We start from the raw sequence: 14,005 nt of genomic DNA on the forward strand, positions 1-14,005 counted from the left end.
AATCTTACTTAACTTTTATAACGAGATTTGCATCTATTTTTACAATTTGTTTGATGTTATCTGATTGAACTTCTATTTTATAATTCTCATTTAGATTAGTGAAAGAGGATTTTAGCGTGCCATTATAGGTTTGACCTGATTTCACTGTAAATTCTTTCGTTTTAATAATAGATCCCCAGTCATTTTTAAGAATGATTCTTACCTTCGGATCCGGATGATTATTGCCATGGTCAAATGAAAAATTGGGTGTAAAAGTATATTCTACATATTCATTACTATCGATTGAAATCGTGTCAGGTTGAGTCCAGCCTGCAGATTGAGACAAATCAAAGATAGAGTAGTAATGTGTAGACTTAAAAAAGTTTGAATGGATAACTGGCTTAGAATCCAATGATTCAGCAGCATGACTTACATTTGCAGATCCTACCAATCCAGAAGTTGCAACTAAACCTGCTAATACTAATTGTTTGATCATAAATTCTCCTCCTTATAATGTTTTAATTCTTTAAGTATCAGTAGCACAGTTACTATTTTACAAATTAAATTTATACATCGCAAAGTCAATAAAATAGCACTATATCAGATATAGATGATACAATGATCCTAATTTAATATTAGATTATCATCCTGTAAAAAATATAAATATCATTATAATGAGGTATAGCAAATGGGGTTTTAAATATCAGAAAGTGATACACCTGGTCTAAAAAGAACATAAATCAATATACAGTTGTCGGTATTTCTTGGGCTAAAAACTTAGGTAGGGATGCAAAGTCGTTGTTGATGAAGTCCTCAAATAGTGGGGGAATAGTATGAAGTATCATAAAGATGAGGTAGGCCCTCACTCTACATTCAAACGAGATAAAAAACGGACACATAATGAGCTGGAAACTCTGGAAAAATCCCATCCAAAGAATCCACATCCGTTTTCACCAGGGGAAAGATTTGATTTACGAGGGACTTATTATTAGAATCATGTTTTCAAAGAGGACATTCCTTGCCTCATGCTAATGATAAAAACTGGCCTGGTGTGGTTAGAAGAGTGCCCCGGAAGTTCCTAAAATTGAGAGGAAGTGGTCATTATGAATAACTTGAAATCGCTTGAACGATGGTATTACTCTCAATGTGATGAAGATTGGGAGCACATCTATCAAATTAAGCTAGAAACAGTGGATAATCCAGGATGGTCTTTAGAAATTGACTTAGAAGAAAACAATTTAGAAAATAAAAAATTTAGTGAGATTGAAATTGAGCGAAGCGAAGATGATTGGTTATTTTGTCTTGTACGCGATAACAAGTTCATTGGTGCAGGTGGTCCGCTTAATTTAGATGAAATCCTAACAATTGACCTGATCAAGCAAATTTGAAACATACCATTAAGCGCCCACGGTATTTTATCACGAAGACTACTGCGAAGCTATTCTTACAGTTTTAGGATTCGCTTCTATTTTATTTCATATCCACTTCTGATGGTATGGAGATACGCAATGTTAAAAGTATGGACCATACATATCGCTATAGCGAAAGCTACTGAGATCCAAATACCGAATCCCAACACAATGGATCTAACCAATAGCACCCTAAGTTATATAATAAAGTCAGGGAGGGATTATTATGGTGGAGCTGATTTGTTTAGAGTGTGGCAAAGTAGAAGAGGGCTTGGATGATATCATCACGTATTGTACATGTGGGAACCAAATGATGATAAATGGGGATGAAAATCAAGAGGAAACCGATTAAAGCTTTGATAAAACCAAAACGACCACATAAGCGGTCGTTTTGGTTTTTAATTACGTACAGCTTTGGTATAGGTATCTTGAGCCATACCATCAAATTGTGCGGGTACGCTATGGTAACCTAAGCCGTACCAACCATTTTGGGGCTCCCATTTTTTATATGCGTTTAAAGCATGAAGTACTTTTTGTGTATCGCTGGTGTCTGTCAGATAGATTTTATAACCTGGGGAAGCAAATGAATGCTTATAGAAGCGATCAGTGTAAATGGACAAATAATTGGATTTGCTTTTAATCTCACCACTTGCATGCATATCATTGATCACTCTCCCTACCATCGCATGATCTGGATGACCATCTCGATGTGACATTGTTTTAAACTCGGCATCGGGGAAAAGACGGGCATGCATCTTTATAATTTGCTTTACATTATGATACGTAAACGCATCATTTGGCAATAAATTCACTTGGACTCTATCGCGAGGGATACCAAGTTCAGCAGTAGCAACATAAAATTCATCGATACGTCTTAATCCAAATGTGCTTCTATCCAACGCCCCGTCTTTATGCTGATCTACCGTTGGATCGTGAATGGCATTGTGCCAATTACAATATACTTGCTTACCTATCGGAAGATCTCTTGATTCAAAATCGTATTCACCATTAACGGTGTCTCTTGCACGCGATCTGGTGCCATCTGACATCAACACAATATATACTTTTTTACCTGCTTGAATATCATTGAGTATGGGAACCGCAAATGTGAGGGTTTCATCATCTGCATGTGGAGAAAAATAGATCACAACATGATCAGTCGAATTACTTCCAATTGCTTGTACAATATGACTGGGAAAAGAGTGAAAGGAGGATAGAACAACTCCGAATATAATACTTAATCCCAATATTTTTTTATATATTTTATTCATGTCTCACTCCTATGATGGTATTATGATGGCTAATTATATTATTATACGATAATTTAATATCTTATGCTATAATAGTTTACTAGTCGAGTATGGCGAGCAATACAAGCAAGAAAGTCTACTAGACACAAAATCATATGAAGGATATTTATATTTTAGTTAGCCTGGTGTATACACAAAACGCAAATATCTCTCGTTTTTTAGAGAGATACATCAACCAACACAATTTATCATATTTTTTATTATTAAAAATTAAGGAGGTTTAATTTCTTGCTCGGTTATAAGATGCATACTTCTCTTATGAAGATGACTACTATTTTACTAGTTATTATGGTTACGGTTGGGAATTCGTCTCATGATGTGCACTCTCAATCAATTGCTACAACTGACGTGGCTGATGAAATTAAATTTGTATCCACACAACCGGTGATAGAAAAACTTAAAAACTTTCAATCCCAAAGAAAAGAGATTCTAAAGGATTTATCACCGAAATCTTCTGGTTCAGAAAATCAAATTATACTAAATCCGAGCGAGCTGAATCAAGTCACTTATACGGGCACTACATCAAACTATCATACTCCTGAGTATGTTTTCAAAATAGCAGAATCCAGTAAGATTAAAATTACCCCAGAGCATGTATCCACCACCTCTAAAGTAATTGACTATATTTTATTTAGAATGGATTCTTCTGGAGAGATGCATTTTTATACAGATGGAGATGAGCTCCCTGCCGGGATCTATTCTTTCGTGGTAACAACAAGTGAGGCAGAATTAGTAGATTATCGATATATACTATCCGGGATTCATCTTTCAGAGCCTCCCGATACGGTTTTACCCAAAGTAACCTTTAATAATCCATTTGATCGAGTGGAACGTGTGTCTTCTCCAGTAACAAACATTACGATTTCTGGTAATACCGATAGCTATTCTGAGCTAATACTAAATGATGGCAAGCTCTATCCATTATCATCATCTTTTAATCATTCGTTTCCACTAAAAAAAGGGACGAACTCGATTGAAGTTCGATCTGTACGTCCATCCGGCAACACGCTTTATAACGAATTCCATTCACTTTCTCTAGATGTGACACGTATAGTCGGAAAGGATAATTACGAGATCTCAGCAAATGTAGCGAAACATTTACCTAGCTCTTCGACTATTTTACTTGCCCGTGGAGATCTATTCACAGATGGATTATCTGGTAGCTCAATCGCTGGATTATATCAAGCCCCACTACTACTAACTGAAACAGAAAAGCTTCCGCTTTCAGTTGAAAATGAGATTAAAAGGAGAAAGCCTAGTCAGGCGATAATTCTAGGAGGGGTGGGTTCTGTATCACCGCAAGTGGAAGCGCGATTAAGAGAGTTAAATATATCTAAAATCACACGTTTCGATGGACCCAACCGTTTTTCCGTGTCTGCTGATGTAGCTACTCACTTAAATCAATCTTTAGATACGAAGCATTCGGATACCGCAATTATTGCAAGTGGCTTAATCTTTTCTGATGTTGCATCTGCTTCAAGCGTTGCACATAAGGAAATGTTGCCTATGTTACTGGTAGGTACCCAATCAATCCCAGCTGAAATTAAACACTTCATTGAGACGAATCCTCGAGTGAAAAACTATGTGATTGTGGGAGGTCCTGCGACGGTCTCAGAATCTGTAGAAACAGAATTAAAAGAAACATATGGAAAAAATGTAGCCCGAATCTCGGGAGCGAATCGATTTGAAGTAGGTGTAAATATCGCAGATACATTTAAACTGGATGAGCGGAACGTTGTGATCACGAATGGTGTGGGTACAGCTTTTGCTGACGCATTAGTTGGAGCCCAGTTGGCATCTTCTCTATCACCTATGTCTTCACCTCTTTTATTGTCGACGCCAACAACCTTGCAACCATCTATCTCTAACTATATGAGTAAGATTTCTGGTATTAACGAACAAATCTATATCGTCGGAAATAACGAATCCGTCTTTCCAGAAGTCGAAGAAAAATTAAAAGGTTATCTAAAATAATCATCGTATTTGCTAAATGACCCCATCGCAATTTTTTGCGATGGGGTCTCGCCTTTTCTCCTATATAGAGTCATTATATCGATTGCATTTTATAAATCAAAATCTTTACATTGCATTCCTTATTATTTAGTAAAAAAAGAGTTAAAAATCAAATAACCGAAGTAAGAGTTGGACAAGAATTTAGCTATGGGGAGGTTTATAATACGATAAGTTGATTCATTTTACTTGATTAGGTTTGTGGCGTAAGTCAGATGATTATAAGGTTATATTAGTAAATAAAATAATTGATAGGACAATATCAGAAATATCTATTATAGAAGTTAGTTTTTTTATTCATATTTGTGTTTACTAAATCATTTAATTTACTTATAATGTATAATCGAGTCCAGTATATTTTATCAGACAATTCATATTTTTAGGAGGAATGGATGTAAAATGCAATACTATAAGAAGATTGTTAGCTTAATTTGTATCACTGCACTTGTCATTCTGGCAATACCAGGTATGCAGATTAATGCCAATCAAAGTCCAGTAAGAGTAAATTTAGCGACAGACATGGATAAGTATGTCGAATCGAAGCAAAAAGAATCGATTGAAATGGATTGGAAAGAAGGACTTATTCGCGATTCTAATAATCAAGAAGTTGTAACTCCTGAAAAAGATATTAAGAACCAGATGCCTGCACAAACTGGGACCCCGTACACGGGTAAAATTACCTATAATGGGGCGATGTTTAAAAACGAAATACATTATTTTCAATTTGAAACGGTCGAAGAAGGTACAGTTGACTTGACTGCAAATGCACGCTTTCAAGAACCCAATACCTTTGTCTCTACTAAAGACGGTAGTCAAACTTATAAACATGGAGAGGTTCTGCAGCAGGTGCTTACATGCTCGTAATCAAAGAGGGAAATGGACAGTATACAGTCAATTTAGATGGACTTTCTTTTAAAAGTAAGCCCAATGCAACTTTACCTAACTTAGATATTACAAGTCCAAGTACATATTCCCATCGTATTTCTTCAAGTGCTGGAGGGTTTACGATTACTGGAAACTCAGGTGGGGCGCTCACCTTGTTTGCTTTGGAAGGTTCAACGGAATGGGAAACACTCGAACCATCCTTTTCTAAGCAAGTTAATTTCTCATTTAATGAACCTGTATATAACTACTATGCGATTCAAACACATGCTATGAATGGGAATCGTATTTATCGCACATATGAAATTATATGGCCAGGGTATGTACGTGTAGATGGATCCAATCGCTATGATGTAGCCATTAATGCCAGTAAAGCTTTAACCCGAAATCGTGAGGATGTCAAATCTGTAGTGATTACACGTGGCGACACCATTTCAGATATTATCGCAGGTGGGCCGTTAGCTGGATTAGATGAAGCGCCAATTTTACTAACGCCATCATCAAGTCTTTATAGCGGTACAAAAGAGGAACTGAGACGTCTGAATCCAGAAAAAGCATATATTGTTGGTGGGACAGGCTCGATTCATGCCACTGTGGAACAAGAGATTAAAAATCTTGGAATTGAAACTGTGCGTATTACAGGAGCAAACCGCTATGAAGCGTCAGTAAATGCGGCTAAAGAGCTTACGAATCAACTAAATGTACAAGGGAAATCAGCGGATACGGCATTCATCGTGAATGGTTTTGTGTTAACCGATGCGGCAGCTGGACTAAGTGTAGCAATCAATCGAAATATACCCATTCTATATGTAGCTCAAAGCTCAGTTCCAACAGAGGTAGAAAAATTTATTAAGGATAATCCGCAATATAAGAAATTTAAGATTTTAGGTGGGACTGCAACGGTAAGTGACGCGGTTTCCAAAAAAATCTCGTCTTTATCAACGGGTAATCAAGTAGATCGTATTGGCGGATCCAATCGCTTTGAAACGGCAATCAATCTCATTAAGCATTTTAACGTGGATACAAAAACGGTCGTGATTGGTCGTGGCGATTCAGTACCGGGTACGAAAGAACTCTATCCTGATGTAGTAGTTGGAGCACCACTAGCAGCCAAATATGATGGAGCAATCTTACTTACACTACCTGGCCGCTTGGAAGATACGACAAGAGGATTTCTAAATACACGTCATGCAGCCGGCTTTAAAGTTGACCAAGGCTTTGTCCAGGGTGGATCAAGCTCCGTTTCGGATGATCAATTATTTGATTTTGAATTTTTTATGAATTAAACCATGAAGCGAAATGTTGAGGTTAATCTCAACATTTCGCTTCACACTATACCATACGTAGAAATGGAGTATAAAAAATTGAAGAAACCCCAGTATAGGTTATTTGTGGCTTTCTTACTCTTTGTCTTTCTGTTTACCAGTATACCGCCTACCCCAGTATTAGCGGCGGAAACGGTACAGAACTGGCATTATCAATGGAAGCTCCAACAAATACCAAATGAAGATCAAAAACCCAACTTTCTTGTGTTAGCCGGTTCAAACATGATTGATCGTATTACCGGTTTTTTTACTGAAAATGAGAAAAAAGAAGAAAAAAATGAAGATAAGAATGAAAAGGAAGTATTACCTGAAAAAAATGAACTTGTAGATAAGAAGAAAAAAGAGAAACCTAAGCGGATTAAGGAACTTGTACAGAAGCGAGAAGCGAATGCCAAATACCATGAACGTTCAGATGGCAGTGTAGAAGCTGAGATTTCAGCTACTCCAGTACACTATCAAGACAAAAACGGGAAATGGCAAGAAATTAATACGCAAATCAAAACAAAACAAACAAAATCAGAACTAATTTTTGCCAATACAACGAACACTTTTCAAACTTTTTTTGGTCAATCTAAGTCATCCTTTCTCGATATGAGATTTCAGGGGCATCGCATTCAGATGGGAATTGACCCAGATGATCAAAAGCCTCTACCTAAACCGAGAGTGAAAGATAATCACATTACCTTTGATGGGGTTTTTCCTGAAGCTGCAGTGGAATATACCATCACAAGTGATTCTGTAAAAGAGAAGATGATTTTAACGGAACCTCCTACACAGAACAAATTCCAATTTACACTACAATTGGACAATCTGGATGCACGACAAGAAGAAGACGGTTCGATTTCATTTATCAGTCGTACAGAGGATCGTGTCTTATTTTCAATCCCAAAACCTTTCATGTACGATAGCCAGCCTGATCCTAAATCGCCATATGGAAAGAGCTGGAGTGATCAAGTCACACAAACGATAAAACAAGAAGGATCTGTTGCAACCCTAACAGTTGAAGCAGATAAAGATTGGCTGCATGATGCGAATCGACAATATCCTGTTGTCGTTGATCCGACAGTCGTCATTCAACCGCTTCCCGGGTATGATGCCGGTCAAAGTGAAGATAGTATGGTGATCAATACGACACCAGATAGTAACTATAATACAAGCTGGCAGCTAGCAGTAGGGTCAGATCCGAGTGCGATCTCACGTTCTCTCGTGAAGTTTGACCTTAGTAGCATTGAAGCTGATACGCCGATTGAATCAGCACGTGTCGAGCTTTACTACGATCAATCCTTTTGTAATGGTTGTCCAACTGGGCAAACCGATAATCAGGTCAATCTTTCACTTCATCGGGTCTTACAAGATTGGGATCCGCGCTATGTGACCTGGAAACAGGCAACACAAGATGTACAGTGGCAAACACCGGGTGGACACTTTGCGTCAGATGTCGAGACCTATGAAGAAACAATCGATGACTTTGATTCAGAGAAAGTTGTTCGAAACGGTCGCTGGCTTTCAATGCGGGTACGGGGTGGAGAAAGCTACCACTTTAGTAGTAAAGGTGATGGCAGCAATACCTTTACTTGGCTTCCAGATGTCAAAGAATCGGGGACGTATCAGCTCAATATTCGCCATCGTTCATCATCAAATTATGCGACAAATGCGCCCTATACGATTGAACATGCAAATGGAAACACAAAAGTATTGATGGATCAGACAACCAATGGTGGTAAATGGCAAACAAAGGGCTACTTTGCTTTTGGGCCAAATAGTAACAATCGGATCACACTAAGTAATCAAGCGGATAATGGTGTCGTTGCAGATGCTGTTCAACTTGTTCGTTATGCAAGTACAACCAAGTATCCAGATCAAAGCAATAAATGGCATGCATTTAGTATTCGTGATTTAGCCCAAGATTGGATTGATGGTACACAGCCGAATCACGGTGTAATGATTAAAGTGAAAAATGAGTCTCAAAAGTTAGGTGGCGTTCGTTACACTGCCAGCTCATATGAGAACTATCGTTACGATGATAATACCATCCGACCTAAATTGGTCATCACTTATGGAAAACCAGGGGTGGTATTGAAAGAACCAACCAAAATGCATGCAACCGGTGCTGAGCTACATTGGAGTAAATATCAAGGAAATGACTTTGTGGAGTATCAAGTTCACCGCAGTTTGGATCAAAACTATAAGCCAAGTGAAGAAACTTTGATCGCTCCAGTCTTAGATGAAGATCAAATTCAATTTACAGATACAACCGCAAGTCCATCATTAATTAATGCACCAGGTGGCCGTATTTTCCCAGAGAAGAAGTATTACTATATGGTAGTCGTTAAGACGGCAGATGGCGAACTGATTCCTTCTGAAACGAAGTTTGCACAACTTCCTAAAATTGGCTTATCACGACAAATCCTTACAGCCAATGCAGATACGACGATATCTAGTAACCAAAAGGGTACGAACCTCAATAGCATTGGAGGGCATCCGTGGCTTCAAGTCGGAAATAATAGTGGAACCTACGGTACAACACGCGGACTCGTGTCGTTTAACTTAGACTCCATTCCTGTAGGGGCAAATGTGACCCTAGCAAAACTTGGCGTATGGTCCTGGTACTACGGAAAAAGTGGTAGTGCTGATGCTACCTACAGCGTACATGGGCTTACGAAAAGCTTTACTGAAAGCTCGACCTGGAATAATATCGGCAATAGCTTTAAAGCGAGTGCCATCGCCAGTAAAACAATGAAAGATTCTCCTCAGTGGAGTATGTGGGATACAACTTCACAGGTACAAGCTTGGGTGAAAGATACCGAAGTCAACAACGGATTTCTCATTAAGTTAGCGGATGAAGCGAGTAGTACAAAAAAAGAACGAACACTCTTTTTAAGCGATGAAAGTGAAGTGGCTTCATTAAAACCGAAGCTAGAAGTTACCTACACGGAAAGTACGGGTAAATCGAGTTACTATGCACCTCGAACCCCTCATGTGATGATCACAGGTGCAACCTATGATCAAGTCGATGTGACATTAACCAATACCTCCAGCCGTACATGGAGTGGTGAAAAAGTTAAGCTCTCTTATCACTGGTTGGATAATGCTACAGGTAAAGAAATCACCAGTGACGAAAACCGATTAGAAATGATCCTTCGACCTGTCAATGAAAATGGTATTGAATTACCGGATCCCATTGATGTGGCGCCAGGAGAAAATATTCATCTCAAAGCCAATATTAAAGCTCCTAAACTAGCGAAAAATGTAACGAGAAAAGGGTATACACTTCGTTGGGACTTAATTGAAGATGGGAAATGGCTCTCCCAAAGTAGTGATCCGGTTCCTGTATTGGATCAACAAATCCTCGTTCAAGAAAAAAAGGACGAAAAGGGACTTGGGGGATCAGCGACGCATGTAAATGATTACTCCGGACCAGAAGGATTAACGGGTATTAACCTTTTCAATGGAAATGCAAACTTCTCGTACACCCCATTCAATAACGCGTCGATTGGGTTTGATACGTACGTACATCTCAACTACAATAGTGCTGATGACAGTGAGCATGCCCTAAGTGAAGGGTGGTCCATTGCGACCAACACGATGATGAGCCTAGGGGCACCCGCAACCAATGCGGCCATGATTGACGAAAATGATAATATCGTCTCGGGTTCTGTGGTCATTGTTGACGAAGAAGGATCGAGTCATACGTTCACCTTCGACAAAACAAAGAAAAAATTTGTGGCACCTGCTGGTACACATATGGACCTCCAGTATTTAAAAGGGACTAACAAGCGGAAAAAATGGGTTGTAACTGAATCGAACCGCGTACAGTATTATTTTGATGAGCTCGGATATGTGAGTGAAGCCGTTGATGCCAATGGAAATAAAATGACCTTTACGTATGAAGAGCGTACCATCGATAATCAGAAGGCGAAACTGCTACGCTATATGACGGATGATGCAGGGCGCAAAACCATAACCATTGACTACAATAACAAAAATAAAATTGAGTCTATCGTTGATGTTGCAGGACGCAAAACCCTGTTCCTTTACGATAGTAAGAACCGTTTACAAAGAATTGTAGATGGAATCAATACCCATGGGAATAATGGGCAACGTGGTTTGGAGAAAAGTTATATCTTTACTTATGACCCCAAGAAAGAATCACGTATTACGCATGTTAAAGACCCACGAGGGTATTCAACACAGTTTGTCTATTACACCGGTGGCGATCATGATGGTAAAGTGAGTAACATGATCAAACGGGATGGAACCAGCATTCAAGTCAACTATAATGCGAATGAAGCCACCGTTATTGACAATCTCTCTCGCAGAACCAAGTATTTATTTGATGGAAACGGACGCACGATCTCCATTGTCAACCCGAAAAACAAAGCGATGAAGTTTCGCTATGACAATGATGATAATGTGACCTATACAGAAGCACCAAATGGTGCCATTACGACAACCACTTATGATGATCTAGGGAATGAACTAACTAAAACCGATCCAGAAAATAATAGTTTGATAGACGGTTTGAAGCGTAAGTCGATGGTATATGAGTATCAATACACGATGGATGGTCGTGTTTCTGAACTGGTCAAAGCGACTACCCCTGGTGGAAAAGTGATGACGTACACCTACGATAAATATGGAAATCGTCTCACAGAAAAAAATTCACTGGGACATGAAACCAAATTTACCTACTATCCAAACGGCATGTTAAAAACAAAAACAGATGCCGAAGGTCATGTGACCACTTACGGAAGCTCGAGTGCATCAGATTATGGGTATCACCCAACGGGGAAACCGAAGCAGGTTACGGATGCGCTAGGTAATACCACCAAAATGGCGTATGGTGAACGTGGTGAATTGTTATCCATTACAAATGCCAAAGGAAAAACGACGACGCATACGTATGATATCTTAGGTCGTCCGCTTGAAACGACGATTCCCAAAGATGGTTTAACTAAGATTACGATTCCGGCACCTATTTATGATAAGAACGACAACATCGTTCAAGAAACTGCACCAAACGGAGCTGTGACGGATTACGTCCTAGATGAGATGGATCGCGTCATCGAAAAACATCTACCACGTGATGAAGAAAAGGTACCGCAAGGTCGAATCGTGAAGTATGAGTATAACAAAGCAGGAAAATTGATTAAAGAAATTGAGCCTAATGGGTTCATTCCAGAAGATGATACGCTTGGCCATGTGAAGACCTTTGCATACAATGAGTTGGATCAGCTGATTGCAACTACGGATGCTATGAAAAACACAACCACCTATGAATATGATGATGTGGGGCGTCGCATCAAAGTTACACTTCCAGAAGGACAGAAAACATCGGATCCCGATGATTATACAACCCAAACAGCATACGATAAAAACGGACGCGTTGTGAAAACAACGACATCTGATGGGACTAGCGTCCACTATACGTACGATGCAGACGGGAATGTAACACGCACCCAGGATCAGGAAGGCAATCTGACGTATAATTATTATGATGCGCGGGGATTGCTGATCGAAAAACGTACACCTGCAGAGACCAAGGACAAGTATCACATTACGAAGTTCACCTATGATAAAGTGGGGAATTTAACGCATACCGAAAGCCCGCGGGGAACAGAAACCCCTATAGCAGGTGATTTTGTCACAGAGAAGGTATACGATGAACTGAATCGTGTGCAGGAAATTATATACCCACATGATCCATCTAGTAGAAACTCCCGCTTTGCAGTGAAAAATCGTTTGCAATATGAATATGATGAAGTCGGCAATGTGATCCGAATCAGTGCACCACCATCAGAGCTGTCAACGGAGAGAAACATCACCAACTTAATCTACTATGATAATGGATGGCTAAGACGCATCGACGATCCATGGGACATCCGAACCGAATACGATTACAATGAACTGGGCGCAGAAACCAAACGTAAGGTAATCAGTTCAGATAAAAGCTTATTACGTGCCATGTCTTGGGATCACCATCCAGATGGTAAAGTGAGAAAGCATTATGACTCCGGTGCACGCGCCAATATTAATGAACCTGGAAGTGATTTCCGCTTATTTCAATACCACTATGATCCAAATGGCAACTTGATCGAAACAGAAGATCATCGCATCGATGCGAAGGTTAATCGTTATAAGATGCTGTATGACTTAAGCAATCGGCTCGTGGAAACACAAGAATTGACCGGAGAAACCATCAACCGTAAAATTAAGTATGGTTATGATGCCAATGGGAACTTGATTAATCAAATCTATCCCGATTATTACTCCAGATACTACTATAACGATCTGAACCAAGTGACAGACTTTGCCTATCAAACGGGAGAAGACAAGCCACTTGAGTGGAGTGCGTATACCTACACCCCGACAGGCAAACTGAAGCAAGAGACAAAGCCAAATGGAAATGTCACCACTTACGACTACTACGCAAACCAAGCGGTACAGAAGTCTGAGATGAAAAAAGCGGATGGCACAGTACTACAAAGCCATACGTATGCATACAACGCCAATGGACATAAGGTAGAAGATATTTACAAAGGCCTAGATAGCAACAACAAAGCCTTTGAGAACACTTCCACCTACGCCTACGATCCACGTGATCGACTGGTCAATTATGATAGACAAGGCACCCATACAGCGAGTGAAAGCTACGTACTAGATGCCAATAGCAACATCGTAGAGAAAAACGCCAATGGTAAGGTATCTCGCTATACCTATGACAAAAACCGCTTGATTAGCGAAACCAAAGAAGGCGTAACGTCCACCTACAACTACGATTCGCTAGGTCGTGTGAAAAGTGTAGAAGCAGGTGAACAAGTCGTAGAATCCTACCAGTATGATCTATACGACAACATCGCCAAACATCAAAAGCAAAATAAAGACAAAACCGGCATGCTGACAACCCAGTTTACCTACGATGGATTAGATCGAACCACGTCCAAAGTGGAACATGTCGGCACCGAGCAGGAGCAAACCACCACTTTTGATTATTTAGCGACATCAGGAGAAATGATCAGCGAAAGTGTAGACGGCAAGAAAACCAATAGCTATGTATACACGGCTTCTGGGAACTTATTCTCCATGGTCA

General features: G+C 39.5%; 8 protein-coding genes. 6 read left to right on the top strand and 2 right to left on the bottom strand.

The window, feature by feature from the left end:
* Nucleotides 1-4: 4 nt before the first annotated feature.
* A complete protein-coding gene (locus IC619_RS12880) occupies nt 5-475 on the bottom strand; it encodes a hypothetical protein (RefSeq protein ID WP_191140417.1) in 471 nt (156 codons plus the stop codon).
* A gap of 607 nt (nt 476-1,082) precedes the next feature.
* Between IC619_RS12880 and IC619_RS12885 the strand changes: the two genes are divergently transcribed.
* Together IC619_RS12885 and IC619_RS17120 are read left to right on the top strand one after the other, a co-directional pair.
* The gene (locus IC619_RS12885; RefSeq protein ID WP_191140416.1) at nt 1,083-1,367 is read left to right on the top strand and encodes an immunity 53 family protein; all 285 of its coding nucleotides are present in this window, start codon (nt 1,083-1,085) and stop codon (nt 1,365-1,367) included.
* A gap of 247 nt (nt 1,368-1,614) precedes the next feature.
* A complete protein-coding gene (locus tag IC619_RS17120; RefSeq protein ID WP_283770979.1) occupies nt 1,615-1,740 on the top strand; it encodes a hypothetical protein in 126 nt (41 codons plus the stop codon).
* Nucleotides 1,741-1,786: 46 nt separating this feature from the next.
* Here the strand turns inward: IC619_RS17120 and IC619_RS12890 are convergent, their stop codons facing one another.
* Nucleotides 1,787-2,659: a PIG-L deacetylase family protein gene (locus IC619_RS12890; RefSeq protein WP_191140415.1), complete on the bottom strand. Its 873-nt coding sequence runs from the start codon at nt 2,657-2,659 to the stop codon at nt 1,787-1,789.
* A gap of 267 nt (nt 2,660-2,926) precedes the next feature.
* On the opposite strand from IC619_RS12890, the gene IC619_RS12895 reads away from it, so the two are divergent.
* The 4 genes from IC619_RS12895 to IC619_RS12910 form a co-directional block, all read left to right on the top strand.
* The gene (locus IC619_RS12895; protein WP_191140414.1) at nt 2,927-4,672 is read left to right on the top strand and encodes a cell wall-binding repeat-containing protein; all 1,746 of its coding nucleotides are present in this window, start codon (nt 2,927-2,929) and stop codon (nt 4,670-4,672) included.
* Between the two features lie 435 nt (nt 4,673-5,107).
* Nucleotides 5,108-5,572, top strand: a complete 465-nt coding sequence (locus IC619_RS12900) for a hypothetical protein (RefSeq protein ID WP_191140413.1) — start codon at nt 5,108-5,110, stop codon at nt 5,570-5,572.
* Nucleotides 5,563-6,876 (top strand): cell wall-binding repeat-containing protein, encoded by a 1,314-nt coding sequence (locus IC619_RS12905; RefSeq protein WP_191140412.1) that lies wholly within the window; start codon nt 5,563-5,565, stop codon nt 6,874-6,876. Before IC619_RS12900 ends, IC619_RS12905 begins: the two co-directional genes overlap by 10 nt.
* A 78-nt stretch (nt 6,877-6,954) precedes the next feature.
* On the top strand, nt 6,955-14,005 hold a 7,051-nt coding region (locus IC619_RS12910; protein WP_213260917.1), incomplete at its 3' end, for a DNRLRE domain-containing protein.

Origin of the sequence: Polycladospora coralii, from assembly GCF_014773435.2 — a bacterium.
GTDB lineage: Bacteria > Bacillota > Bacilli > Thermoactinomycetales > Thermoactinomycetaceae > Polycladospora > Polycladospora coralii.

Excerpts from the sequence above, each read along its gene's own strand:
- IC619_RS12905 (WP_191140412.1), top strand. The coding sequence starts at position 5,563 with ATGCTCGTAATCAAAGAGGGAAATGGACAGTATACAGTCAATTTAGAT.
- IC619_RS12900 (WP_191140413.1), top strand. The coding sequence starts at position 5,108 with ATGCAATACTATAAGAAGATTGTTAGCTTAATTTGTATCACTGCACTT.
- IC619_RS12885 (WP_191140416.1), top strand. The coding sequence starts at position 1,083 with ATGAATAACTTGAAATCGCTTGAACGATGGTATTACTCTCAATGTGAT.
- IC619_RS17120 (WP_283770979.1), top strand. The coding sequence starts at position 1,615 with ATGGTGGAGCTGATTTGTTTAGAGTGTGGCAAAGTAGAAGAGGGCTTG.
- IC619_RS12890 (WP_191140415.1), bottom strand. The coding sequence starts at position 2,659 with ATGAATAAAATATATAAAAAAATATTGGGATTAAGTATTATATTCGGA.
- IC619_RS12880 (WP_191140417.1), bottom strand. The coding sequence starts at position 475 with ATGATCAAACAATTAGTATTAGCAGGTTTAGTTGCAACTTCTGGATTG.